This window comes from Pseudomonas sp. GYB4201 (assembly GCF_056312595.1).
The window spans coordinates 88,864-113,519 of the sequence record NZ_JBWGIG010000021.1 but is presented as its reverse complement, the minus strand read 5'-3'; the positions used below and the strand labels follow the sequence as shown (position 1 = coordinate 113,519).

The following is a 24,656-nucleotide window of genomic DNA, read 5'->3' as shown; positions in this document are numbered from 1 at the left end:
TCATGGCTGTCATCCTGGATACCCCCGTCGCGGTGCGACGGGCTGCAATGGACCTGCTTGCGCGACGCGAGCACGGTCGAGTCGAGCTGACGCGCAAGCTGCGTCAGCGCGGCGCTCCTCCCGAATTGATCGAACAGGAACTCGACCGTCTGACGGAAGAGAGCCTGCTGTCCGAGTCGCGTTACCTCGAAGCCTTCATCAACTACCGTGCCCGCTCCGGCTACGGGCCTGCGCGCATTCGCGAAGAGCTGGGCCAGCGTGGCCTGCAACGCGCGGACGTCGAGCAGGCGCTGCGCGAAAGCGGGTTCGATTGGGCGGCGCAGTTGACCGAGGTCTGGCAGCGCAAGTTCGCCGGGCAACTGCCCGTCGACCCGCGCAGCCGCGCCCAGCAAACGCGCTTCCTGGCCTATCGGGGCTACCCCATGGACCTCATCGGCCGCCTGCTCAGCGGCCGTGGCCTGGACGACTGATCAGGTTACCTTGGCGTTTTTCCGCGGGCGGGCGCCGGCGCTCGCTGGCGGGCTGGCGGCTTCCGCGGCCCAGTTCTCCGGCAAGTTGAGGTAGTCCACCAGCTCTCGCAGGCGGCCGTTGTCGCGGCCATTGAAGGTGAACGCCAGGCGCGTCAGGTGGCTGAACTGCGGCTCCTCGAAGGTCTCGCCGTCATAGCCATGCTGGTGGAAGGTGTCGCTCAGGCACAGGTCGGCGAACCGCTGCCGCACCTGGGCCAGAGCGTCGTCGCTCAAGGCATGGCGCAGGCGAATCACGAACAGGTGCTTCAGCCAGCGGCTGGAGTGGAAGTTGGCGTAGAACTGGTTGATCTCCGCCACGGCTTCCTCGGCGCTGTACACCAGGCGCATCAGCTTGAGGTCGGTGGGCAGGATGTAGTGGTTGTCGCGCAGCTGCTTGCCGATGAAGTCCAGGCAGTCCTGCCAGAAGCTGCCGCCCGGGGCGTCGATCAGCACCACTGGCACTAATGGGCTCTTGCCGGTCTGGATCAGGGTCAGCACCTCCAAGGCCTCGTCCAGCGTGCCGAAGCCGCCCGGGCAGAGCACCAGTGCGTCAGCCTCCTTGACGAAGAACAGCTTGCGGATGAAGAAGAAGTGGAAGGGCAGCAGTTGCTCGCTGCCTTCCATGGTGGCGTTGGCATGTTGCTCGAAGGGCAGGGTGATGTTGAAGCCCAGGCTGTGGGCCAGGCCCGCGCCCTCATGGGCGGCGGCCATGATGCCGCCGCCGGCGCCGGTGATCACCATCAGGTCGTTTTGCGCCAGCGCTGCACCCAGCTCACGGGCCAGGCCGTACAGCGGGTGTTCCTGAGGCGTGCGCGCCGAGCCGAAGACGGTGACCTTGCGGCGGCCCTTGAATTGTTCCAGCACCCGGAAGGCATGTTCCAGCTCGCGCAGGGCCTGCAGGGTGATCTTGGCGTTCCAGCGGTTGCGGTCGTCCTGGGCCATGCGCAGCACGGTCAGCATCATGTCGCGGTACAGGGTCAGGTTCGGGCTGTTGGGGGCTATCAGGCTGAGCTGGGCTTCCACCTGGCGGGTGAGGTCCAGGCCATTGCTGTTGAAGTGGCTGGACAGGAAATCATTCGGTTCGTAAGGCATTCAACCATCTCCTTCTGCATATGAACCTTTGGCCCGCGCCGAGCAGTTCGGCCGGGCCGCGACACGGCTTGTGTCGCTGGCCGTCCAGGCTACGCCATGGACATTGCAGTCAGCCCACGAGGGGCATTGATGTAAATCTAGCTGCTGGCGGGCAGATGCGCCTTATGCGTCGGCGGTGACCGCTCGTCTGGACGGATCCAATAGGCCGAAAGCTCTGATTTACTGGTTAAACAGAGATGGCAAAATAATGTCGTCGAAGGACAATGGCGCACGGAGGCAGGATGAAGCGAATCAGCCTGGAAGTGGACAACGAGTTATTGGTGCTGCTGAACCGGGCGGCCCAGGCCAATAACGTCACGCTTGAGGAAGAATGCCTGCGGCGGCTGGACGGCGCCCAGCGGCGCTCGCGCTACATGCAGGCACTGGTGGCGGAGCTGCGCGCTGATGACGCGCAACGCCGCGAACGCATTGGCTGATTACTTCTTCTTGCCGCCCTTGTTATCCAGCATCGCGCAGTGCTCCGCAGTATAGCGCTGGGTGGTAACGGCCAGGTTGGTGTGGTTCTCGGTGAACTCGTAGCGCAGGGCGGCGCCCTTGTTCATCAAGTTACGGAAGCCTTTGTTGCTGCACACGCTACGGCCCAGCTGCACACGCACCGCTTCAGGGTTGGCGCGCATGTTGGCGGCCTCGCCCTGTTGGACGCTCAGGTGGTCGACCAGCTCGCTGCCTTCAACCGTGTAACCCTGGTCCAGGATGTTCTCGTTGATTTCGCGCGGGGTGCCGGCGTTGCTCTGCTCGGCGACCTGCTGAAGCAGCTTGCCCAGCTCGAACTCCTGCAACGATGCGGCCTGGGACGCCAGGGGCAGGGCCAGCAAGAGGGTAAGGGGGGCGATAAAGCGCAGCATGAAACTCTCCTGATTCGGTGACTGGCCGTTGGACCAGCAACCGGACTGTGCGTTCATAAAGCCGCCGATTATAGGGGCAAACCCGACGGTCCGGCAGTCAAAGCTCTGATAAACTCACGCTCGTTCAGGCTGGCGACCGTTGCCAGTCGTTGCCCGCGAGTGCTGTAGACCCATGTCCCACGCCGTTTCCCGCCTGCGTTCCGAACGCCTGGCCCGTTGCCTCCAGCCGTTCACCGCCCGTGGTTCGCGCGCGCCGCGTTGCCCGGGCTGCCGGGTGATCTTCGATTACTGCCTGTGCAAATTCCGCCCGACGGTCGAGGCCCATGGCGCGGTGTGCCTGCTGATGCACGACGTCGAGCCGCTGAAGCCGTCGAACACCGGCTGGCTGATCGCCGATATCCTGCCTGATACCCAGGCCTTCACCTGGTCGCGTACCGACGTGGACGAACAGTTGCTGGCGCTGCTGGACGATCCGCAGTGGCAGCCCTATATCGTCTTCCCGGGCGAGTTCGTGGCGCCGGAGCGGGTGGTGACCGAGGTGGCCGCCACGCCAGGCAAGCGCCCGCTGTTTATCCTGCTGGACGCAACCTGGACCGAAGCCCGCAAGATGTTCCGCAAGAGCCCGTACCTGGAACGTTTCCCGGTGCTGAGCCTGGCCAGCGACCAGCTGTCGCGCTACAAGCTGCGGCGCTCCAAGCGCGACGATCATTTCTGCACCGCGGAAGTGGCGGCGCTGTGCCTGGAACTGGCCGGCGACCAGCAGGCGGCCAGCGTGCTCGACGCCTGGCTGGACGTGTTCACCGGCCACTACCTGGCGGCCAAGTTCCAGTTGCCGCTGGACGAACAGGACGAGGTCCATGTTCGCCTGCAGGCCCTGGTTTCCTGAAACGATGCATTCTGCGTAGCCGCTGCCGCCAGGCTGCGCTGGCCTGACGGTGCGCTGTAATCTTCAGCGTGGCTCGGGGCCAGCGCAGCCTGCGGCAGCGGCTACGGGGGTAGAGTGCTTTTGCGGCCATAGCTGCGCAATCAACATCCCCGCCAGCATCAGCCCGCAGCCCAGGTAGCCGCGCATCTGCAGCGACTCACCCAGCAGCCACGCCCCGGCGATGGCGGCGAACACCGCTTCCAGCGACAGGATGATCGCCGCGTGGGAAGCGATGGCGTCCTTCTGCGCCACCACCTGCAGGGTGTAGCCGATGCCCACGGCGACGATGCCGCCGTACAGCAAGGCCGGGCCGGCGGCGATGATCGCGTCCAGGGCGATTGGCTCCATCACCAACGCCAGCACCAGGCTCACCACCGAGCAGGTGGCAAATTGCAGGAACGCCAGGCGAATGGGGTCATGCCGGCTGGCGAACACGCCCACCAGCACCACGTGGCCACCCCACACGAACGCGCCGGCCAGCTGCAGCCAGTCGCCGGACGACACGTGGAAGTTGTCGCCCACGCTCAGCAGGAACATCCCCAGCACCGCCAGGCCCGCGCCCAGCCAGGTGCCCATGCCGGTCTTGTGGCCCATCAGCATGCCCAGCACAGGCACTACAATGACGTAGAGGCCGGTGATGAAACCGGAGTTGGTGACGCTGGTGAACAGCAGGCCCACCTGCTGCAGGTTGATGCCCAGCGCCAGCGCCAGGCCCATCAGCACGCCGCCCAGCCACAGGCCGCGGGTCATGAACGGTTCGCGCGGCGGTTGGCTGGGGTTGCCGCGGCCCAGCACCAGGGGCAGCAGGCACAGCGAACCCAGGGCGAAGCGCAGCCCGGAATAAAGGAAGGGCCCGATGTGCTGCATGCCGGCGGTCTGGGCGACGAAGCCGCTGCCCCAGATCATGGCGGTCAATAACATCAGCAGGTCAGCACGCAAGGCTTGGCGACGCATGGGTATTCTCTTGTTGTGAAGGGTGGCGAAAAACGGGCTGCGACTTTAGCCGCAAACCACCGAACTTGACCACCCTGTCAGGCGTCGGCATCCTTGGCGCCGACCCGGGCGCCTGAACTGCCGCAATCGCCAACCCTGACCGTGAGTTGGCGTTAAAATAAAGCTCGAGTCGCCTCGGCAGGCACCGACTCCTTGCGTGCCTGCACAGAACAGGATCATTAGATCGATGGCCACATACGACATCCTGATAGCCGATGACCACCCCCTTTTTCGTGGCGCCTTGCGCCAGGCCGTGACCCTGGGGCTGGGGCCTGACACCCGCCTGGTGGAAGTGGCAAGCATTGCCGAGCTGGAAGCGCAGCTTACCGCCAAGGCCGACTGGGACCTGGTGCTGCTGGATTTGAACATGCCGGGGGCCTATGGCTTCTCGGGCCTGGTGCTGCTGCGCGGGCAATACCCGCAGGTGCCGGTGGTGATGGTGTCCGCCCAGGAAGAGGCGGCGGTGGTGGTGCGCGCGCGCGAATTCGGCGCCAGCGGCTTCATCCCCAAGTCCAGCCCCCTGGAAGTGATCCAGGAAGCGGTGCGCAACGTGCTGGATGGCGACGTCTGGTGGCCGCCCCAGGCGTTCGAGGCGGTCAGCGTCTCGGCCGAGGCCAAGGCCGCCAGCGAAGGCCTTGCCAGCCTGACGCCGCAGCAGTTCCGGGTGCTGACCATGGTCTGCGAGGGCTTGCTGAACAAGCAGATCGCTTATGAACTGAGCGTGTCGGAGGCCACCATCAAGGCCCACGTCACGGCGATCTTCCGTAAACTGGGGGTGCGCACCCGCACCCAGGCCGCGCTGCTGCTGCAACAACTTGAGTCAATTTCGTCGTCGTAAGGCACTTTGCCTTCACACTTTTTTGACAAATGCTGCATTAGCTTCCCTTTTTCTTTGTAACAGTTGACCCTTCATGTCTCCATATAAAGGCCAGACCGGCCTGAAACGCATCTTCAACGCCACTGGCTATTCCCTGGATGGCCTGCGCGCCGCCTTCGTCGGCGAGGCCGCCTTCCGCCAGCTGGTGCTGCTCAACGTGGTGCTGATCCCGCTGGCCTTCCTGCTGCACGTGAGCCGCGTGGAGCGCGCCGTGCTGATCGCCGTGTGCCTGCTGGCGCTGATCGTGGAGCTGTTCAACTCGGCCGTCGAGGCTGCTATCGACCGCATTTCCCTGGACCGCCACCCGCTGTCCAAGAACGCCAAGGACATGGGCAGCGCCGCGCAATTCGTGGTGTTGTGCATGATCGCCCTGGTGTGGGGCGTGATCCTGCTCTGACCCGGCGCTGCTCAGGGGATGGCCGGCAGCACGATCTCGTCGCTGCGCGCCACCCCGGCGGTGAAGGCCCGGCACAGTTCGAGGAACTCGCGCATGGCCTGGGTCTGGTATTTCTGCTTGTGCCAGATGAAGAAGAATTCCCGGGTCAGGTCCAGGTCCGGGGTTTCCACCGGCACCAGGCTGCCCCGGCGAAACGCGTCGCGCAGGGCCAGGCGCGAGATGCAGCCGATGCCCAGCCCCGACTCCACCGCGCGCTTGATGGCTTCGGTGTGTTCCAGCTCCAGGCGCACGTTGAGCATGGAGCGGTGATGGCGCATGGCCTGGTCGAAGGTCAGGCGCGTGCCTGAGCCTTGTTCGCGCAGAATCCACGCCTCGCGGGTCAGCTCGTCCAGGGTTGCCTTGCCCACCGCCGCCAGCGGGTGGCGCGGGGCGCAGAACACCACCAATTCGTCGGCCACCCAGGGCTGCACTTCGATGTCCGGGTGGTTGCAGTCGCCTTCGATCAGGCCCAGGTCAATTTCATAGTGCGCCACCTGGTGCACGATGTTGGCGGTATTCTGCACGTGCAGCTTCACCTGGCTTTCCGGATGCACCTGCATGAAGCTGCCGATCAACAAGGTGGCCAAATAGTTGCCGATGGTCAGGGTGGCACCCACGGCCAGGGAGCCGAACCCGGACTTGCCGTTGAGCAGGTCTTCGATTTCCTTGGCCTGGTCGAGCAGGGCCACCGCCTGGGGCAGCAGCTGATGGCCCAGGGCGTTGAGGCTCAGGCGCTTGCCGGCGCGGTCGAACAGCTGGCAGCTGGACTGGCGCTCAAGTTCAGTGATGGAGGTGCTGGCGGCCGATTGCGACAACGCCAGCAGGCTGGCGGCGCGGGAAACACTTTCCTGCTGGGCCACAGCGACGAAAACCTGGAGCTGGCGTAGAGTAAATCGCATATCTATATAACCGATAACCCATATCTTGATAATTCAATTAACAGATATTGTCGCTGCCGTTAGAATATCGCGCAATCGCGCTCTCGTTCGGCGCACGCGTTTTCTGAGGAGCCCCCGTACATGAGCAACATGAACCACGAACGTGTACTCAGTGTCCATCACTGGAATGACACCCTGTTCAGCTTCAAGTGCACCCGCGACCCGGGCCTGCGCTTCGAGAACGGTCAGTTCGTGATGATCGGCCTGCAGCAGCCCAACGGCCGCCCGCTGATGCGCGCGTACTCCATCGCCAGCCCGAACTGGGAAGAGCATCTGGAATTCTTCAGCATCAAGGTGCCGGACGGCCCGCTGACTTCCCAGCTGCAGCACCTGAAGGAAGGCGACGAGATCATCATCAGCAAGAAGCCCACCGGCACGCTGGTACTCGATGACCTCAAGCCCGGCAAGCACCTGTACCTGCTGAGCACCGGCACTGGCCTGGCGCCGTTCATGAGCGTGATCCAGGACCCGGAAACCTACGAGCGTTTCGACAAGGTCATCCTGTGCCACGGCGTGCGCTACGTGAACGAAGTCGCCTACCGCGAGTTCATCACCGAGCACCTGCCACAGAACGAGTTCTTCGGCGAAGCCCTGCGCGAGAAGCTGATCTACTACCCAACCGTGACGCGCGAGCCGTTCGAGAACGAAGGCCGCCTGACCGACCTGATGCGCAGCGGCAAGCTGTTCCGCGACATCGGCCTGCCGCCGATCAACCCGCAGGACGACCGCGCCATGCTGTGCGGCAGCCCGAGCATGCTCGACGAGACCAGCGAAGTGCTCAACAGCTTCGGCCTGACCGTATCGCCGCGCATGCGCGAGCCGGGTGACTACCTGATCGAGCGCGCCTTCGTCGAGAAGTAAGCCCTCGCTCAATAAAAAACCGCCCCGAGGGGCGGTTTTTTTATGCCCGTCATTTCAACGCGCCCGGCACCCCTCGCCGCGGCCGCAGGCTGCGCTGGCCCTGTGCCTCACCGAAGATCTCCAGCGACCATCAAGGCCAGCGCAGCCTGGCGGCAGCGGCTACGCGGTTACCACTTCCAGAACGCGGATGGTATCGAGCGTCGGGTAATGCCAGCGCACCTCCACGTCCCAGAACCGCACCCCATATTCGCGTTCCGGCGCCGGCACCTGGTACGCCGGGCGCGGGTCCTGGGCCAGGCACTGCTCAATCAGGGCCACCAGGGGCTCTGCAAGCCGCGTGGCGTGGCTGTGTGCCTGCAGTAGGGCACTATCCGCCCAGGTCACGGCAATCGCCGCTGGCGCTTCGCCAGCCATGTCGTTGCGGGCGTGGGGCAGGCTGTCGGCGTAGGGCACGTAGGGCTTGATGTCCAGCACCGGGGTGCCGTCCAGCAGATCGATGCCCGACAACCACAGCTTGCCGGCCTCCACCTTGTCCAGGCGCACCACCGACTGGCCGATACCGTTGGGCCGGTGGGTGGCGCGGGTGGCGAACACGCCCATGGACTTGTTGCCGCCCAGGCGCGGCGGCCGCACCTTCAGGCGTGGCTTGTCTTCCAGCGCCTGGTGGAACAGGAACAGCAGCCACACGTGGCTCACCTGTTCCAGGCCCTGCACTGCGTCACCCTGGTCAAACGGCGCGACCAGCTCCAGCACCCCCCGGGCGGCGGGTGCCAATTGCGGCTGGCGGGGGATGGCGAATTTTTCCTTGAAGCACGAACGGACGAAACCGATGGGCGAAACGCTATAGGTCATGGGCAGGGTTCAACGGCAACCGGCGTTGTCGTAGGGGCCGGACATGCGCTGCCAGCCAGCACCGGGGTTGGTTTGCGAGCAGACCATGGCGCCGTTCTGGGTGATGCTCTGCCATTTGTACCAGGGGGCCTGGCCGGCAGAGGCAAGCAACGGAAACGCCACTGCAGCGATAAGCAATAGACGCGTGAACATGTCGAACTCCTGGAAAACACACCGGGTAGAAAAGCGGTGCCCCCGTAGCAGCTGCCAAAGGCTGCGTCTGCAGGCGGCACCGTGTTAGCCCATGACGCAGCCTTTGGCAGCTGCTACGGGGCGTTCGGTCAGCCGCGCACTTTCAGGGTCAGGCCCTTGAGGAAGTTGCGCAGCAACTGGTCACCGCACGGGCGGTAGTTGTTATGGCCGACCTTGCGGAACAGCGCGCTCAGTTCAGGCTTGGACACCGGGAAATCGGCGGCCTTGAGCACGGCGTGCATGTCGTCCTCTTTGAGTTCGAAAGCCACGCGAAGTTTCTTCAGGATGATGTTGTTGGTCACCGGCGTCTCGATCGGCTGGGCCGGGCGGCTGTCGTCCTTGCCGCGCTTGAAGAACACCAGGCCGTCGAGGAAATGGGCCATGACCAGGTCGGGGCAGTGCACGAAGCCCTCTTCCTCGTCCTTCTTCAGGTAGCTGATGACATCGGCCTTGGCCACGTCCATGCCGGACAGCTTGATGATGTCGACCACTTTCGCGTCGCTGATGTCGAGCATGTAGCGCACGCTGCGCAGTACGTCATTGTGAATCATGGTGTGAATCCCGAGTGTTGCGAAAAAAGAAGAATCAGAACTTTTCGTTGCCGGCCAGGTAGCGCCATTGCCCCGCGGGCACCTTGCCCAGCGACACGCCGCCCACGCGGATGCGGCGCATGCCCACCACGGTGAGGCCGACGCTGGCGCACAGCTGGGCGATGATGCCCGGCTGCGGGTTTTTCATGGCGATGCGCAAGCGGGTCTCGTTCTGCCAGCTGGCTTTCACGGCCGGCAGCGGCTTGCCCTTGTAGGTGGCGCCGTGGGTGAGGCGGTTGAGGCCGTGCTCGGACATCTGCCCGCTGACCTCCACCACGTATTCCTGCTCGATCTTGGCCGCGTCGGCGGTCAGCTTGCGCAGGATCTTCCAGTCCTGGGTGAACACCTGCAGGCCGCTGGCGTTGGGCTGCAGCTCGGCGCCGCAGGTCAGGCGCAGGAAGTGGCCCTTGAGCGGGCGCTTGCTGAAGCTGTGGTCGGCCGACAGGCTGGCGGCGCCGAGGCTGGCCTGGGCGTCGTCCAGGGACTGGCCGGCTTCCTGGTGCAGCAGCAGAGTCACCGGCTCGGGCTGTTCGGCCTTGGCGTCGGCGCTCAGGGCCACGACCTGGTCGGCCACCTTGAACTGCGGCTCGTCGACGACTTCGCCGTCTACCGTCACCCAGCCCCCTTCGATAAACAGTTCGGCCTCGCGGCGGGAGCACCCGACCAGTTCGATGAGGCGTTTGGAGAGGCGAATGGGATCAGACATGACAAGAGCCGTAACAAGAGAAGGCCGCTAGTGTACTCGCCCCGGCCCGGTTAAGCCCGCGCAGATTGTCGCTGCACCCGGCGCAAGTGCAGCAACGGGTAGGGTTGGCCCATGCCGTCGACCTCGGAGCGGCCCACCACTTCGAAGCCCTGCTTCATGTAGAAACCGAACGCCTGCTCGTTCTGTTCGTTGACGTCCAGCTGGTCGGCGTTGAGGTGGTCGATGGCAAAGTGCAGCAGGCGCTTGCCGATGCCCTGGCCGCGGTGGTCGGGGTGAATGAACAGCATCTCCACCTTGCCCGCTGCCACCCCGGCGAAACCGGTGATGCGCTGGCGTTCGTCGCGGCAGCAGATCAGCATCACCGCGTCCAGGTAGTGCTTGTACACCAGTTCGCCCAGCAGGGTGATGTAGCTGTCCGGCAGGAAGTGATGCGTGGCGCGCACCGAGGCTTCCCAGACCCGGGTCAGCTCGGCGTAGTCGTTGGCCTTGGGGGTATGCACCAGCAGATGTTTGCCCATGTCGGTCTCTCCTTGAACCTTTACTGTAGCCGCTGCCGCCAGGCTGCGCTGGGCCTTGAGTGCGCTGGAGATCTTCAGTGTGGCTCAGGGCCAGCGCAGCCTGGCGGCAGCGGCTACAGGTTGCTGGCATTAAATAAAGCATAAAAAAACCTGCCGCAGGGGCAGGTTTTTTCAGGGGAGCAGGGCGCTTAGATACGCTCGGCCCACAGGTCATACTCGTCGGCATCCACCACGCGGCACATGACCTTGTCGCCCGGGTTCAGGCCTTCGGCGCCTTCGATGAACACGCTGCCGTCGATTTCCGGTGCGTCGAAGAAGCAGCGGCCCACGGCGCCCTGTTCGTCCACTTCGTCGATCAGCACTTCGATTTCCTTGCCGATCTTCATCTGCAGACGCGCGGCGCTGATGGCCTGCTGGTGGGCCATGAAGCGGTCCCAGCGGTCCTGCTTGACGTCGTCAGGCACGATCTCGGCGTCGAGGTCGTTGGCCGGGGCGCCTTCGACCGGCGAGTACTGGAAGCAGCCAACGCGGTCCAGTTGCGCTTCGGTCAGCCAGTCCAGCAGGTACTGGAAGTCTTCCTCGGTCTCGCCAGGGAAGCCGACGATGAAGGTGGAGCGGATGATCAGGTCCGGGCACTGCTCGCGCCATTTCTTGATGCGCGCCAGGGTCTTGTCTTCGAAGGCCGGGCGCTTCATCAGCTTCAGCACTTTGGGGCTGGCGTGCTGGAACGGGATGTCCAGGTACGGCAGCAGCTTGCCGGCGGCCATCAGCGGGATCACGTCGTCGACGTTCGGGTACGGGTACACGTAGTGCAGGCGCACCCACACGCCCAGGCTGCTCAGTGCCTCGCACAGCTCCAGCATGCGCGTCTTCACTGGGCGGCCGTTCCAGAAGTCGGTTTTGTACTTCACGTCGACGCCGTAGGCGCTGGTGTCCTGGGAGATCACCAGCAGTTCCTTGACGCCGGCCTTGACCAGGCGCTCGGCCTCGCTCAGCACGTCACCCACCGGGCGGCTGACCAGCTTGCCGCGCATGGACGGGATGATGCAGAAGCTGCAGCTGTGGTTGCAGCCTTCGGAAATCTTCAGGTAGGCGTAGTGGCGCGGGGTCAGCTTGATGCCTTGCGGCGGCACCAGGTCGATCAGCGGGTTGTGGTCCTGGCGCGGTGGCACCACTTCGTGGACCGCGTTCACCACCTGCTCGTACTGCTGCGGGCCGGTGACCGACAGCACGCTGGGGTGCACGTTGCGGATGGCGCCTTCTTCCACGCCCATGCAACCGGTGACGATGACCTTGCCGTTCTCGGCCAGGGCTTCGCCGATCACTTCCAGGGACTCGGCCTTGGCGCTGTCGATGAAGCCACAGGTGTTGACGACCACGACGTCGGCGTCCTGGTAGGTCGGTACGACTTCATAGCCTTCCATGCGCAGCTGGGTCAGGATGCGTTCGGAGTCGACCAGGGCTTTTGGGCAGCCCAGGGAGACGAAGCCAACCTTGGGGGCGGACGGCGCGGGAGTGGTGGACATGACTAACCTCGGTGTTAATTAGAGCTGCCATAGGCAACCCTGACGGGCACTTTACGCGCCTCTGATCAAAAAGTGCGCAATTCTAGCGACGAGAAAGCCACTTGACCAGCTTTATGCAGGGAAATACGACGAGTGCTGCGCTATGCTTCGCCGCGTTGAGTCTCGAAGTATTTTGAAACACCCAAAGTCCAAGGTTGTAGGAGTGGTTGATGGTTCAGGCAAGTAGTCAGGCGCAAGCCGGTCATTCGGCGGCAAAGCCGCTCGCGATGCTGGTGGCCGCCGTCGGGGTAGTCTACGGCGATATCGGTACCAGCCCGTTGTATACCCTCAAGGAGGTGTTCTCCGGTGGCTATGGTATTCCCAGCAATCATGATGGCGTTTTGGGCATTCTGTCGCTGATCTTCTGGTCGTTGATCTGGGTCGTGTCCATCAAGTACATGCTGTTCGTGCTGCGCGCCGACAACCAGGGCGAGGGCGGCATCATGGCCCTGACGGCGTTGGCGCGGCGGGCGGCGGCGCCGTATCCCAAGCTCACCTCGATGCTGGTGGTGTGCGGGCTGATCGGCACGGCGCTGTTCTACGGCGACAGCATGATCACCCCGGCGGTGTCGGTGCTGTCGGCGGTCGAGGGCCTGGAACTGGCGTTCGACGGCCTGGAGCACTGGGTCGTGCCGCTGGCGCTGATCGTGCTGGTGGGGCTGTTCCTGATCCAGCGCCACGGCACCGCGCGCATCGGCAAGCTGTTCGGGCCGGTGATGGTGCTGTGGTTCGTGGTGCTGGGCGTGCTCGGCGCGCTGGGCATCTCCCACCAGCCCGAGGTGCTGCAGGCCATGAACCCGATGTGGGGCGTGCGCTTTTTCTCCAGCCACGTGGGCATTGCCATCGCCGTGCTGGGCGCGGTGGTGCTGGCGCTGACCGGCGCCGAGGCGCTGTACGCCGACATGGGCCACTTTGGCCGCCGGCCTATCGCCCGTGCCTGGTTCATCCTGGTGCTGCCGGCGCTGGTGCTGAACTACTTCGGCCAGGGCGCGCTGATCCTTGCCGACCCTGAGGCGGCGCGCAACCCGTTCTACCTGCTGGCGCCGAACTGGGCGCTGCTGCCGCTGATCGTGCTGTCTACCGTGGCCACGGTCATCGCCTCCCAGGCGGTGATTTCCGGTGCGTTCTCGCTGACCCAGCAGGCTATCCAGCTGGGCTATATCCCACGCATGCACATCCAGCACACCTCCAGCGACGAGCAGGGCCAGATCTACATCGGCGCTGTGAACTGGACGCTGATGTGCGGGGTGATCCTGCTGGTGCTGGGCTTCGAATCGTCCGGCGCGCTGGCCTCGGCCTACGGCGTGGCCGTGACCGGCACCATGCTGATGACCACCATCCTGGTGTCGGCGGTGATGCTGCTGATGTGGAAGTGGCCGCCGATCTTCGCCGTGCCGTTGCTGCTGATCTGCCTGATGGTGGATGGCCTGTTCTTCGCCGCCAACGTGCCGAAGATCATCCAGGGCGGTGCCTTCCCGGTGCTCGCCGGCACCGTGCTGTTCATCCTGATGACCACCTGGAAGCGCGGCAAGCAGCTGCTGGTGGACCGCATCGACGAAGGCGCGCTGCCGTTGCCGATCTTCATCAGCAGCATTCGCGTGCAGCCGCCGCACCGCGTGCAGGGCACCGCAGTGTTCCTCACCGCGCGCTCCGACGCCGTGCCCCATGCGCTGTTGCACAACATGCTGCACAACCAGGTGCTGCACGAGCAGGTGGTGTTGCTGACGGTGGTCAACGAAGATGACCCGCGGGTGCCGGCCAACCGCCGTTTCGAGGTGGAATCCTACGGCGAAGGCTTCTTCCGGGTGATCCTGCATTACGGCTTCATGGACGAGCCGGACGTGCCGGGCGCGCTGAAGCTGTGCCACCTGGAAGACCTGGACTTCAGCCCGATGCGCACCACCTACTTCCTCAGCCGCGAGACGGTGATCCCGTCCAAGCTGGTGGGCATGGCGCGTTGGCGCGAGGGGTTGTTCGCGTTCATGTTGAAGAACGCCAACGGCAACCTGCGTTTCTTCAAGCTGCCGGTGAACCGCGTGATCGAACTGGGAACCCAGGTCGAGATGTAAAGACCGTAGCCGCTGCCGCCAGGCTGCGCTGGCCCTCTGCTTCGCTGGAGATTTCCAGCGTATGTAGAGACCAGCGCAGCCTGGCGGCAGCGGCTACGCAGTATTGCGTGGCCTTTAACCGCCCAGGTACGCCTCGCGTACCTTCGGGTCGGTCAGCAGGGCTTCACCCGTGCCCTGCATCACCACCCGGCCGTTCTCCAGCACGTAGGCACGGTCGGCGATCTTCAGCGCCTGGTTGGCGTTCTGCTCCACCAGGAACACCGTCACGCCATCCTTGCGCAGTTGTTCGATGATGTCGAAGATCTGCTGGATGATGATCGGCGCCAACCCCAGCGACGGCTCGTCGAGCAACAGCAGCTTGGGCTTGCTCATCAGCGCCCGGCCGATGGCCAGCATCTGCTGCTCGCCGCCCGACATGGTGCCGCCGCGCTGGTTGAAGCGCTCCTTGAGCCGCGGGAACAGCTCCAGCACCTTGTCCATCTGCGCCTGGTAGTCGCCCTTGTCGGTGAAGAAACCGCCCATTGCCAGGTTCTCCTCCACGGTCAGGCGGGCGAACACCCGGCGGCCCTCGGGCACCACGGCAATGCTCTTGCGCATGATGTCCGAGGACTCCTGGCCCACCAGTTCCTCGCCCAGGTAGCGAATGCTGCCGGAGTGGGCGCGGGGCGAGCCGCACAGGGTCATCAGCAGGGTCGACTTGCCGGCGCCGTTGGCGCCGATCAGGGTGACGATCTCACCCTGTTTTACCTCGACGTTGACGCTGTGCAGCGCCTGGATCTTGCCGTAGAACGTGGAAACGTTTTCGAACAGCAGCATTTACGCTTCCCCCAGGTAGGCTTTGATCACTTCAGGATTGTCGCGGATCTGCTCCGGCGTGCCGTCGGCCAGGGGCGTGCCCTGGTTGATCACCACGATATGGTCGGAAATGCTCATGACCAGCTTCATGTCGTGCTCGATCAGCAGCACCGTGGCGTTGTGCTCCTGGCGCAGGGTGGCGATCAGCGCCTTGAGGTCGTCGGTCTCGCGCGGGTTGAGGCCGGCGGCCGGCTCGTCGAGCATGAGGATGCGCGGGCGCGTCATCATGCAGCGGGCGATCTCCAGGCGCCGTTGCTGGCCGTAGGCGAGGGTGCCGGCGGGGCGGTTGGCGAATTCCTTGAGGTTGACCTTCTCCAGCCAGAACTCGGCGTACTCCATGGCCTCGCGCTCGCTGCGGCGGAACGCGGGGGTCTTGAACAGGCCCGAGAGGAAGTTGGTGTTCAGGTGCCGGTGCTGGGCGATCAGCAGGTTTTCCACGGCGGTCATGTCCTTGAACAGCCGCACGTTCTGGAACGTCCGCACCACGCCCTTGCGGGCGATCTGATGGCCGGGCATGCCCTGGATGGGCGCGCCGTCCAGCAGGATGGTGCCGCCGGTGGGCGTGTAGAAGCCGGTCAGGCAGTTGAACACGGTGGTCTTGCCAGCGCCGTTGGGGCCGATCAGGGCCACCACCTGCTTTTCCTTCACGCTCAGGCCCACGCCGTTGACGGCCAGCAGGCCGCCGAAGCGCATGCTCAGGCCACTTACTTCAAGAATGTTCTGCGTCATTTTCGCAGCTCCATGTGGGGGCGCTGCATCGGCAACAGTCCTTGGGGACGCCAGATCATCATCAGCACCATCATGGCGCCGAACATCAACATGCGGTAGTCAGCGAACTCGCGCGTCACTTCCGGCAACAGGATCACCACGATCGCCGCCAGGATCACGCCCAGCTGCGAGCCCATGCCGCCCAGCACCACGATGGCCAGGATCATGGCCGACTCGATGAAGGTGAACGACTCGGGGGTCACCAGGCCTTGGCGCGCGGCGAAGAAGCTGCCGGCGAAACCGGCGAAGCAGGCGCCCAGGGTGAAGGCCGAGAGCTTGATGATGGTGGGGTTCAGGCCCAGCGCGCGGCAGGCGATCTCGTCTTCGCGCAGCGCTTCCCAGGCACGGCCGATGGGCATGCGCAGCAGGCGGTTGATGATGAACAGCGCGGCCAGGGCCAGCATCAGTGCCACCAGGTACAGGAAGATCACCTTGCCCACCGGGTTGTAGGCGATGCCGAAGTAGTCGTAGAACGTCTGCGCGCCTTCTGCGGCGGTGCGGTCGAACGACAGGCCGAACAGGGTCGGCTTGGGAATGTTGCTGATGCCGTTGGGGCCGCCGGTGAGGTCGGTCAGGTTGCGCAGGAACAGGCGGATGATTTCACCGAAGCCCAGGGTCACGATGGCCAGGTAGTCACCGCGCAGGCGCAGCACCGGGAAGCCCAGCAGGAAGCCGAACACGGCCGCCGCCAGGCCCGCCAGCGGCAGGCACACCCAGAAGCTGAAGCCATAGTAGTGCGACAGCATGGCGTAGGTGTAGGCACCCACCGCGTAGAAACCCACGTAGCCCAGGTCCAGCAGGCCGGCAAGGCCTACCACGATGTTCAGGCCCAGGCCCAGCATCACGTAGATCAGCACCAGGGTGGCCAGGTCGACCGCGCCGCGCGAACCGTAGAACGGCCAGATGAAGGCCACCACGATCAGGCCCAGCAGGATCCAGCGCTGGGTCTTGGGCTGGGTCAGGAAGTCGCTGGCACCGGCTGGCATCGACGGCACTTTTGGCGACGCGCGCCAGGCGGCGCTGATCTGCGCGTTGAACAACACCCGCAGGAACATCAGCACCGAGCAGGCGGCGATGATCAGCAGGGTGGTGGTGCTGGCACCTTCCACGATCAGCTTGATGCCGTCGATGGACAGCTTCAGCCCCAGCACCGGGTAGGCCACGGCCCACACCAGCAGGGCGCTGAAGAACGCCGAGTTAAGAGTCTTGTTCATACTTTTTCAACCTCCGGGCGGCCCAGAATGCCGGTCGGCCGGAACAACAGCACCAGAACCAAAAGGCCGAACGCCACCACGTCCTTGTACTGGTCGCCGAACACGTCGGCGCCAAAGGCTTCGGCCACACCCAATACCAGCCCGCCGAGCATAGCGCCCGGAATGCTGCCGATACCGCCCAGCACGGCCGCGGTGAAGGCCTTCAGGCCCACCAGGAAACCGGCGTTGGGGTTGATCACCCCGTATTGCATGCTCAACAGCACCGCGGCGATGGCCGCCAGGGCCGCGCCGATGACAAAGGTCAGGGCGATGATGTTGTTGGTGTTGATGCCCAGCAGGTTGGCCATCTTCATGTCCTCGGCGCAGGCGCGGCAGGCGCGGCCCAGGCGGGAACGGGAGATGAACAGGGTCAGCCCGAGCATGGCGACCACAGTCACCACGAACACCACGATCTGCATGTACGAGACCAGCACTTCCTGTGCCCCCCCTGGCCCGAAGCTGATGTTGCCCGGGATCAGGTTGGGTATCGATTTGTCCTTGGAGTCTTGCGAGAGCAGAACCGTGTTCTGCAGGAACAGCGACATGCCGATGGCCGAGATCAGCGGGATCAGACGGTTGCTGCCGCGCAGGGGGCGGTAGGCAATGCGTTCGATGCTGTAGCCATAGGCACTGGTGACGACGATGCTGGCGCAGAACGCCGCGGTCATCAGCAATGGCACGTTGTCCAGGCCCAGCATGGCCAGGCCGGCGATGGCGATGAACGCCACGTACGAGCCGATCATGTAGACCTCGCCGTGGGCGAAGTTGATCATTCCAATGATGCCGTAGACCATCGTGTAGCCGATGGCGATGAGGGCATACGTGCTGCCAACGGTCATGCCGTTAACCAGCTGCTGGAAGAAGTGATAGATGTCAGGCATTACCGCGCGCTCCTAAAAACCTGATACGCATTTCACTGGTGGAGTCATTTTCCCGCTCGCGCAAAGGGCTGGCCCGGATGCGAAGCTTTATGCCAGCGAACCGCTGGTGACGGTTTTGAGATTTTCAGGTGGGCCGCCTTCCGGATCACGGAACGGCGGCCCGATACCTCGTAAAACAAAGCCCACTGCTCGCGCAGTGGGCTCCGTGGCGTGTCAGGCAGCGTTTACTGAGGGCTGACTTCGGTCTTCGGCTTGCCGAAGTGCCATTGGTAGACCACGAACTTGAAGTCCTTCAGGTCGCCCTTGGCGTCGAAGCTCAGGTCACCAGTAGGCGTCTTGAAGGTGCCGGCGTGGATGGCCGCGGCCACCTTGGCGGTGTCTTCGCTACCGGCAGCCTTGATGCCGTCGGCGATGACTTCAACCGCCGAGTAGGCCGGGAACACGAACGGGCCGCTCGGGTCCTTCTTGGCTGCCTTGAAGGCGTCGGCCAGTTCCTTGTTGGCCGGGTCCTGGTCGAAGGATTTCGGCAGGGTCACGTACAGGCCTTCGGAAGCGTCCTGGGCGATTTGCGAGATGGAGTCGTTGCCCACGCCTTCAGGGCCCATGAACTTGGCGTTCAGGCCTTTTTCCTTGGCTTGGCGCAGGATCAGGCCCAGCTCGGGGTGGTAGCCGCCGTAGTAGACGAAGTCGACGTTGGCTTGCTTGAGCTTGGCAATCAGCGACGAGAAGTCCTTGTCGCCGGCGTTGATACCTTCGAACACCGGCACCTTGATGCCGTCCTTCTCCAGGGTGGCCTTCACGGCGGTGGCGATGCCTTCGCCGTATTGCTGCTTGTCGTGGATGACGGCAACCAGCTTGGGCTTCACGAACTTGGCAATGTAGTTGCCGGCCGCAGGGCCCTGGGCGCTGTCCAGGCCAATGGTACGGAAGACCATCTTGTAGCCGCGCGCGGTGATTTCCGGGCTGGTGGCCGCCGGGGTGATCATGATCACGCCTTCGTCTTCGTAGATGTCCGAAGCAGGCTGGGTAGAGCTGGAGCACAGGTGGCCGACGACGAACTTGACGCCATCGTTGACCACTTTGTTGGCCACTGCCACGGCTTGTTTCGGGTCGCAGGCGTCATCGTATTCGACCGCCTCGAGCTTCTTGCCATCGACGCCGCCCTTGGCGTTGATCTGCTCGATGGCCATCTTGGCGCCCATGAACTGCATGTCGCCGTATTGGGTAACCGGGCCGGTTTTAGGGCCGGCGATGCCGATCTTGATGGTGTCGGCAGCGAACGAATGGCTGGCAACCCCCGCCAGGACCATGGCGGCGAACAGCTTGGAAATCTGCTTAGTCATAATGCTCCACTCTAACTGTTGTATTTTTTATAGTCTTGCGGCGAAAGCTGCAGGACCGGGTCGTGTCGAGACGGGTGTCGTGTGTTTCCACGACTGCCCGAGCGAACGGCAGACACCCCGATCAGCCCCCGGTAACTGTACCGGTACAGTGTAGAGCGCCGCTTGTTCCATTGAAAAGCTGGCGCCTGGGGGCAAATGGCCAGAGTGTCGCTTTATCGACAGGAAGTTACAGAATTACGGCGGCGCAACCGGTGCAGCAGGTCGTCATCCTTGGCTTTTCCGAACTTGCCAATCAATCACTTATTTGAAACCGGGTTTTTCCAAGGCAATCCGGGCGTTATCATTGCGCCAGATTTTATTTTTGGTGAAACCCATGACTGAACAACCTAGCACCCTCTATGCCAAGCTGCTCGGCGAGACCGCCGTTATCGGATGGCAGGAGCTGCAACCGTTTTTTGCCCGCGGTGCCCTGTTGTGGGTCGAGCCTGCGCTGGATTTGGTCGCTGCCGCCGAGGCCGTGGCCACGGATGATGGCGCGAAAGTGGCGCAGTGGATGAGCGAAGGTTTGCTCGACAAGGTGTCTGAATCGCAGGCGCTGGACTGCGTGGAGCGTGACCCGACGCTGTGGGCGGTAGTAGTGTCGCCCTGGGTGCTGATCCAGGAAAGGGCAGCGGAGTAATTCACGCACCACAACGGTGCTCCGTGGCAGCTGCCGCAGGCTGCGTCCGGCCACCCCACCCATGGGCGCTGGGACGCCGCCTGCGGCAGCTGCTACGGGTCACTCGGTGTAGTCGGTTTTGCCGGTGTGGGTGTTCAGCGAGATCACCCGGGTCTTGCCGATGCGGTGACGGTAGATTTCCCGCAAGTACTTCACCGCCTTCTTCACGCATTCGCGCGACAGGCGAATATCATTGATCGACACGAACTTGCTCTTGTCGTTGATCAACTCCCGGTACTTCTTCTCATACATCGGCTTGATCGCGTACCAGTTGGTGTCGAGGATCTTCGCCGGGTTCTCGAACTCGTTCAGCAACTCGTCCAGGTGCGCCTCGTCGAAGTGCTCGCTGACGATGTAGTCGAGGATGGCGTTGTCCAGGGTGTCGTCGAAGCGGTAGTCGTTGCGCGCGAAGCAACGCTTGATGAACGCCACGATCAGGGTCAGGAAGTCATCCGACAGGCACGGGCTCTTGGCGATCAGGGTGGTCAGCGACAGGTTGGCCGAGGCGCCGATCACCAGCGCGTAGCGCTTGAGCGTGGTGTTGGGGAACAGGCTGTTTAGGTGGGTCTTGAGCCGGTTCAGGTCCATATAGGACAGCTTGTAGTCCTTGGGCAGCGAGACGATCGACACCACCGACGAGCAGTTCTTGAAGAAATGCAGGTCGTGCAGCGCCGCGGCGTCGTAGCCCGAGGCCTGGTACTGCTCCAGGGCCGCGCGGTAGCGGCGGGCCTCGATGGGCAGCAGGCTGATGCCCTCGATGGCCTGGGTGACGCGGTTGAAGTGCGGCAGGTCGATGGAGCGCAGGAACAGGTCGTCGATGTCCAGGCGCGGCTGCTCTTTCTCGAACACCTTGAACTTGTCGCCGGTGGGCACCGGGGTCTCCGGCACCACCGATTCGGCATAGGCAATGGCCACCGGGCCGGCCAGGCTCATGAACAGGTCATTGGCATCCAGGCGGATGGTCTCGCCGATGTCGATGCCGGCACGCCGGAAGTAATTCTGGTCGTAATCGGTGGTCACTGCCTGGGCGGTGAGGATGTTGAAAATCTGCTGGGAGATGTACTGGTTGGCGTGCTTCTCCATGGCGTTGACGTCGATGTTCTGGATGGTGCCGTCGTCGCTTTCCTCGGCGTAGCGCATGATGTCGTTGGAGATCAGCATCATCGAGTTCCACGGCCGGATACGCCCCATCACGCTGGCTTCGCTGCTGTCTTCCTGGTCGAAGTTGTAGGAGAAGTCCCATTCTTCCGAAAGGTATTTGCACAGCAGCCGTCCGGCATTGATGTGCAGGGCTTCGGACATTTCGCTGCGGTGATCGGAAATATTCGGCAGCACGCAGATACCGCTGGTGAAGATCGGCTCGAACACAAACGAGTGGCCGCTCTTGCCGTCGTGTTCGTCGGCCGGCTTGGTGTCGAAGGTCTTGTTCATGTACGAATACTGCTGGGCCAGGCCGAACTCCGAGGCCATGCCCGAGCCGGTGCCACCGCCGGCGCTGAAGATGTAGAAGTACAGGCGCGACTGGTTGGCCTTGATGCCGCAGGAGTCGATCAGGTACGAGTGGATCAGCTTCCAGTCGGCGCTGGAGAAGCGCTGGGTGTCCTTGTTGAGAATGATCTTGGCCAGGTACTGGCCCAGGATCGGCGCATTGCCGGCGCCGCCGGCGTGCACCTCCGACAGGTCCATGATCTTCATCTTGCTGTAGTCGCGGATGAAGCCGCTCTTCTCGCCCTTGCGCGAGAAGCGGATACGGCCGGCGATGTCCTTGTCCAGGTCGCCCAGCATCACCAGCGGCTCCACCAGGAACACCGGCTTGCTGGCCTTGCCGCCGCCCAGGCGCAGGTTGTGCTGCAGCCAGCGGGCCGGGCTGTAGGATTTTTCCCCGGCGCGGTCATCATTGTTCAGCTGCTCGAGGTAGAACTTGCGCGCGTTGTACACCAACTCCGCCACGTCCAGGGCGATGTTGGAGCCGCAGCGGCCCAGGCCGATCAGGCATACGGAGGGAAACTGCTGGTCGTGGCGCAGCGGGCCGTCGTCGTCCTGGGCGGCTGCATGGGGGAACACCAGGTCGCGCAGGCCGTCGAGGTTGTCGAGGATGCGTTGGGTGTCGGTCTCGGTGAAATACAGGTACTGCTGCGCGTTGGCGGGGCGGGGCAGGTAGCTGCCCGCAGGGGCCAGGGCGGGTTCAGGCGCACCGGCAAGCGGCGCCTCGTGGGTCGCTGGAGCAGCGTTATTCTTGGCATTCATGGTACGAGTCGGCCTGGCAGGCGGCGCGTACAATCGATATCAACGCGCCATCATGGAAAAAGAAGCCGCGACTTTACAGCGCACCCTCTTTCCCAGCGATAGGGGCTGCCCCTGGCGGAGCCTAGGGGTTTACCTGGCCGGGCGGGCCAGGGGTTGGGTGGCGGGCGCCTCGGCGAACAGGTCGCGCACCACGCGTTCGTCGTTGGCGCGGGCGGGCACCGGGTAGCTGTTGCTGTTGCCAGGGTACTGGTTGAGCTGGTCAAGGATCGGCCGCAGCTCCGATAGCGGCACCGGCCGGCTCAGCAGGTAGCCCTGCACGTAGTCGCAGCCGTAGCGGCTGAGGAATTCGTACTGCTGCACGGTTTCCACGCCTTCGGTCACCACCTGCAGGTGCAGGGTGTGGGCCATGACGATAATGGCCTGGACAATCTCCATGTCGGCGGCCGAACGGGGGATGTCCTGGATGAACGAGCGGTCGATCTTCAGGGTGTCCAGCGGCAGGCGCTTGAGGTAGGCCAACGACGAATAGCCGGTGCCGAAGTCATCGATGGACAGCGACACGCCCAGCGCGCGGATCTGCGACAGCAGGCTGATGGTGGTGGTGATGTTGCCCATCAGCGCGTTCTCGGTCACCTCCAGCTCCAGGCGCTGGGGCGCCACGCCGGCTTCGGCCAGGGCCTCGCGTATCTCGCCCACCAGCTCTTCGCGGGCCAGGTTCAGGGCCGAGCAGTTCACCGTGATCTTCAGTTGCTCGCAGCCGTTATGGCCCAGGTGCGCCAGGTCGCGGCAGGCCCGTTGCAGCACCCAGTTGTCCAGTTCGGCGATCAGGCCGTTGGTCTCGGCAATGGCGATGAAGCGGTCGGGGCTGAGCAGGCCGTGCTGCGGGTGGCGCCAGCGGATCAGCGCCTCCAGCTTGGACACCTGGCCGCTGTGCAGGTCGAAGATGGGCTGGTAGAACAGCTCCAGCTCGTCACCCGAGCGCAAGGCATTGCGCAGCTCTTCCTCCAGTTGCAGCTCAAGCGTCGCCTTGGTGCGCAGGTTGGCGCTGAAGAAATGCAGCGCATTGCGGCCCGCGCCCTTGGACTGGTACAGCGCCAGGTCGGCGTGCTTGAGCAGCTCCTCGCAGGTGTCGCCGTCATCGGGGAACACGCTGATGCCGATGCTGGTGGTCATCACCATGCGCCGGCCGGCCAGGTCGATGGGTTCCTTCATCTTCAGCATGATGCGCTGGGCCATGTGCCGGGCTTCGTCGCGGTTGTTCATGGCAATCAGGATGCAGAACTCGTCGCCGCCAAAGCGCGCCACCACGTCGGCGTGGCTACGGGTGGCGGCCTTGATATGGCCGGCGATGACCTTGAGCAGTTCGTCGCCGGCGTCGTGGCCGAGGCTGTCGTTGATGCGCTTGAAGTGGTCGATGTCGAGGAACATCACCGCCAGCATGCCGCCGTTGAGCTTCTGCTCGATCAGTTTTTCGCCGAACAGCTGGTTGAAGCCGCGGCGGTTGATGAGGTTGGTCAGTGCATCGTAGTGGGCTACCTGTTGCAGCGACACCCGCGCCTGGTCCAGCTGGCTGAGCAGGGCGTTGACCCGGCGCAGGTCGTGTTCCTTGCTCTGCAGCTTTTTGTCGGCCAGCGCCGCGCTGAGGCTGCTGGCAATGATCAGCAAGGTGATGAACGCCACGGTCAGCCCCAGTTCCAGGCTGTTGTCGACCATGGGCGCATGCAGCGCGCTGCCCTGGGGCACGGCCATCACCAGTGACCACATGCCCAGGAAGTGCGTGGCGACGATGCCGGCGCCCATCAGCAGGCTGGCGCTGTACTTGAGCAACTGGTGGAAGGTGCCGCTGCCGTTGCGGAAGTGCCGTGCCAGCATCAGCGCGGCGAAGCTGGCGCCAATGGCCACGAGGATGGACAGCACGAACAGCTTGGGCTCGAAATACTGGGTGGCATTGGAGCGCATGGCGACCATGCCCACGTAGTGCATGCCGGCGATGCTCAGGCCGATGCCGATGGACGACTTGATGTAGTCGGGCAGGGTGATGACTTCGCGGCTCAGGGTGCTCATGGCCAACAAGCCGGCCACCAGGGCGATCAGCAGCGAGACCACGGTGATCGGCAGGTCGAAATGCATCTCGATGGGCGTTTCGAAGGCCAGCATGCTGATGAAGTGCATGGCCCAGATGCCACCGGCCAGGCACAGCGCACCAATCCAGCGCCACTGGTGGCGGGCGCTGGGGCGCTCGACGTGGCTGATGCGCTCGGCCATGTCGAGGGTGGCGAAACTGCCGGCGCAGGCCACAAGGTAGGCCAGCAGTACCAGGAACGGGTTGTGGCTGCAGTTGAGCAGGATCTGCCCGGTTTCGGGCAAGTCGCCGATGAAATGTAAGCCGAGCCAATCCATAGCGTGCCTCTGGACAAACGCCCCCACACCACCCAGAGGTGGCTATTCAGGAACAGTATAGAAGGTGGCCCTTGCCTGCTGGCAAAGTGCTTCCAATCATTTCGTAATCAACACAATAGCCATC

The 24,656-nt window shown here is 63.7% G+C and carries 25 protein-coding genes; 8 read left to right on the top strand and 17 right to left on the bottom strand.

Annotation, left to right across the window (positions count from 1 at the left end; all coding sequences use genetic code 11):
• The first annotated feature begins 2 nt into the window (after positions 1 to 2).
• The gene (gene recX / locus AC0Z2B_RS20150) at positions 3 to 470 is read left to right on the top strand and encodes a recombination regulator RecX (protein ID WP_476298950.1); all 468 of its coding nucleotides are present in this window, start codon (positions 3 to 5) and stop codon (positions 468 to 470) included.
• Here the strand turns inward: recX and AC0Z2B_RS20145 are convergent, their stop codons facing one another.
• Positions 471 to 1,601 (bottom strand): LOG family protein, encoded by a 1,131-nt coding sequence (locus AC0Z2B_RS20145; protein ID WP_476298948.1) that lies wholly within the window; start codon positions 1,599 to 1,601, stop codon positions 471 to 473. It lies immediately after the preceding gene.
• 281 nt (positions 1,602 to 1,882) lie between these two features.
• On the opposite strand from AC0Z2B_RS20145, the gene AC0Z2B_RS20140 reads away from it, so the two are divergent.
• Positions 1,883 to 2,077, top strand: coding sequence for a hypothetical protein (locus AC0Z2B_RS20140; RefSeq protein WP_416422876.1), 195 nt, complete (start codon positions 1,883 to 1,885; stop codon positions 2,075 to 2,077).
• On the opposite strand, the gene AC0Z2B_RS20135 is transcribed toward AC0Z2B_RS20140, so the two are convergent.
• Complete coding sequence (locus tag AC0Z2B_RS20135; protein ID WP_416422877.1) at positions 2,078 to 2,506, bottom strand: PA3611 family quorum-sensing-regulated virulence factor; 429 nt, start codon at positions 2,504 to 2,506, stop codon at positions 2,078 to 2,080. It lies immediately after the preceding gene.
• Between the two features lie 172 nt (positions 2,507 to 2,678).
• Here AC0Z2B_RS20135 and AC0Z2B_RS20130 point away from each other — a divergent pair, with 172 nt between their 5' ends.
• On the top strand, positions 2,679 to 3,392 hold the full coding sequence (locus AC0Z2B_RS20130) for a DTW domain-containing protein (protein ID WP_473005612.1): 714 nt from the start codon (positions 2,679 to 2,681) through the stop codon (positions 3,390 to 3,392).
• Positions 3,393 to 3,455: 63 nt separating this feature from the next.
• Here the strand turns inward: AC0Z2B_RS20130 and AC0Z2B_RS20125 are convergent, their stop codons facing one another.
• Positions 3,456 to 4,385, bottom strand: coding sequence for a DMT family transporter (locus AC0Z2B_RS20125; protein WP_416422879.1), 930 nt, complete (start codon positions 4,383 to 4,385; stop codon positions 3,456 to 3,458).
• Between the two features lie 226 nt (positions 4,386 to 4,611).
• On the opposite strand from AC0Z2B_RS20125, the gene erdR reads away from it, so the two are divergent.
• Positions 4,612 to 5,262, top strand: a complete 651-nt coding sequence (gene erdR, locus AC0Z2B_RS20120; protein ID WP_416422880.1) for a response regulator transcription factor ErdR — start codon at positions 4,612 to 4,614, stop codon at positions 5,260 to 5,262.
• 73 nt (positions 5,263 to 5,335) lie between these two features.
• Complete coding sequence (locus AC0Z2B_RS20115; protein ID WP_416422881.1) at positions 5,336 to 5,698, top strand: diacylglycerol kinase; 363 nt, start codon at positions 5,336 to 5,338, stop codon at positions 5,696 to 5,698.
• A gap of 11 nt (positions 5,699 to 5,709) precedes the next feature.
• Here AC0Z2B_RS20115 and AC0Z2B_RS20110 read toward each other — a convergent pair whose 3' ends face one another.
• A complete protein-coding gene (locus tag AC0Z2B_RS20110; protein WP_416422882.1) occupies positions 5,710 to 6,636 on the bottom strand; it encodes a LysR family transcriptional regulator in 927 nt (308 codons plus the stop codon).
• 120 nt (positions 6,637 to 6,756) lie between these two features.
• Between AC0Z2B_RS20110 and fpr the strand changes: the two genes are divergently transcribed.
• On the top strand, positions 6,757 to 7,536 hold the full coding sequence (gene fpr / locus AC0Z2B_RS20105; RefSeq protein WP_416422883.1) for a ferredoxin-NADP reductase: 780 nt from the start codon (positions 6,757 to 6,759) through the stop codon (positions 7,534 to 7,536).
• A 159-nt stretch (positions 7,537 to 7,695) separates the two neighbouring features.
• Here fpr and tsaA read toward each other — a convergent pair whose 3' ends face one another.
• The 6 genes from tsaA to rimO form a co-directional block, all read right to left on the bottom strand.
• Positions 7,696 to 8,388 (bottom strand): tRNA (N6-threonylcarbamoyladenosine(37)-N6)-methyltransferase TrmO, encoded by a 693-nt coding sequence (gene tsaA / locus AC0Z2B_RS20100; protein WP_476298944.1) that lies wholly within the window; start codon positions 8,386 to 8,388, stop codon positions 7,696 to 7,698.
• A gap of 9 nt (positions 8,389 to 8,397) precedes the next feature.
• Positions 8,398 to 8,580 carry a hypothetical protein gene (locus AC0Z2B_RS20095; RefSeq protein ID WP_416422885.1) on the bottom strand — a complete coding sequence of 61 codons (183 nt, stop codon included), beginning with the start codon at positions 8,578 to 8,580 and terminating at the stop codon, positions 8,398 to 8,400.
• Positions 8,581 to 8,708: 128 nt separating this feature from the next.
• Positions 8,709 to 9,170: a YehS family protein gene (locus tag AC0Z2B_RS20090; RefSeq protein ID WP_416422886.1), complete on the bottom strand. Its 462-nt coding sequence runs from the start codon at positions 9,168 to 9,170 to the stop codon at positions 8,709 to 8,711.
• Between the two features lie 34 nt (positions 9,171 to 9,204).
• Complete coding sequence (locus AC0Z2B_RS20085; protein WP_416422887.1) at positions 9,205 to 9,915, bottom strand: rRNA pseudouridine synthase; 711 nt, start codon at positions 9,913 to 9,915, stop codon at positions 9,205 to 9,207.
• Positions 9,916 to 9,965: 50 nt separating this feature from the next.
• The gene (locus AC0Z2B_RS20080; protein WP_416422888.1) at positions 9,966 to 10,433 is read right to left on the bottom strand and encodes a GNAT family N-acetyltransferase; all 468 of its coding nucleotides are present in this window, start codon (positions 10,431 to 10,433) and stop codon (positions 9,966 to 9,968) included.
• Between the two features lie 188 nt (positions 10,434 to 10,621).
• Positions 10,622 to 11,959: a 30S ribosomal protein S12 methylthiotransferase RimO gene (gene rimO, locus AC0Z2B_RS20075; protein ID WP_476298942.1), complete on the bottom strand. Its 1,338-nt coding sequence runs from the start codon at positions 11,957 to 11,959 to the stop codon at positions 10,622 to 10,624.
• 266 nt (positions 11,960 to 12,225) lie between these two features.
• Between rimO and AC0Z2B_RS20070 the strand changes: the two genes are divergently transcribed.
• Complete coding sequence (locus AC0Z2B_RS20070) at positions 12,226 to 14,067, top strand: potassium transporter Kup (protein ID WP_476298959.1); 1,842 nt, start codon at positions 12,226 to 12,228, stop codon at positions 14,065 to 14,067.
• Between the two features lie 114 nt (positions 14,068 to 14,181).
• Here AC0Z2B_RS20070 and AC0Z2B_RS20065 read toward each other — a convergent pair whose 3' ends face one another.
• The 5 genes from AC0Z2B_RS20065 to AC0Z2B_RS20045 form a co-directional block, all read right to left on the bottom strand.
• The gene (locus AC0Z2B_RS20065) at positions 14,182 to 14,883 is read right to left on the bottom strand and encodes an ABC transporter ATP-binding protein (protein WP_416422890.1); all 702 of its coding nucleotides are present in this window, start codon (positions 14,881 to 14,883) and stop codon (positions 14,182 to 14,184) included.
• Positions 14,884 to 15,651: a high-affinity branched-chain amino acid ABC transporter ATP-binding protein LivG gene (livG, locus tag AC0Z2B_RS20060; protein ID WP_416422891.1), complete on the bottom strand. Its 768-nt coding sequence runs from the start codon at positions 15,649 to 15,651 to the stop codon at positions 14,884 to 14,886.
• Positions 15,648 to 16,904: a high-affinity branched-chain amino acid ABC transporter permease LivM gene (locus AC0Z2B_RS20055; RefSeq protein WP_476298940.1), complete on the bottom strand. Its 1,257-nt coding sequence runs from the start codon at positions 16,902 to 16,904 to the stop codon at positions 15,648 to 15,650. The genes livG and AC0Z2B_RS20055 overlap by 4 nt, the downstream gene beginning before the upstream one ends.
• Positions 16,901 to 17,824 (bottom strand): high-affinity branched-chain amino acid ABC transporter permease LivH, encoded by a 924-nt coding sequence (gene livH, locus AC0Z2B_RS20050; protein ID WP_476298938.1) that lies wholly within the window; start codon positions 17,822 to 17,824, stop codon positions 16,901 to 16,903. Before livH ends, AC0Z2B_RS20055 begins: the two co-directional genes overlap by 4 nt.
• A gap of 224 nt (positions 17,825 to 18,048) precedes the next feature.
• Positions 18,049 to 19,167, bottom strand: coding sequence for a branched-chain amino acid ABC transporter substrate-binding protein (locus AC0Z2B_RS20045; protein WP_416422894.1), 1,119 nt, complete (start codon positions 19,165 to 19,167; stop codon positions 18,049 to 18,051).
• A 373-nt stretch (positions 19,168 to 19,540) separates the two neighbouring features.
• Between AC0Z2B_RS20045 and AC0Z2B_RS20040 the strand changes: the two genes are divergently transcribed.
• Positions 19,541 to 19,846: a DUF2288 domain-containing protein gene (locus AC0Z2B_RS20040; protein ID WP_476298936.1), complete on the top strand. Its 306-nt coding sequence runs from the start codon at positions 19,541 to 19,543 to the stop codon at positions 19,844 to 19,846.
• Positions 19,847 to 19,945: 99 nt separating this feature from the next.
• On the opposite strand, the gene AC0Z2B_RS20035 is transcribed toward AC0Z2B_RS20040, so the two are convergent.
• Together AC0Z2B_RS20035 and AC0Z2B_RS20030 are read right to left on the bottom strand one after the other, a co-directional pair.
• The gene (locus AC0Z2B_RS20035) at positions 19,946 to 22,132 is read right to left on the bottom strand and encodes a hypothetical protein (protein ID WP_476298935.1); all 2,187 of its coding nucleotides are present in this window, start codon (positions 22,130 to 22,132) and stop codon (positions 19,946 to 19,948) included.
• A 129-nt stretch (positions 22,133 to 22,261) separates the two neighbouring features.
• On the bottom strand, positions 22,262 to 24,532 hold the full coding sequence (locus tag AC0Z2B_RS20030; protein WP_476298933.1) for a putative bifunctional diguanylate cyclase/phosphodiesterase: 2,271 nt from the start codon (positions 24,530 to 24,532) through the stop codon (positions 22,262 to 22,264).
• Between the last annotated feature and the right edge of the window lie 124 nt (positions 24,533 to 24,656).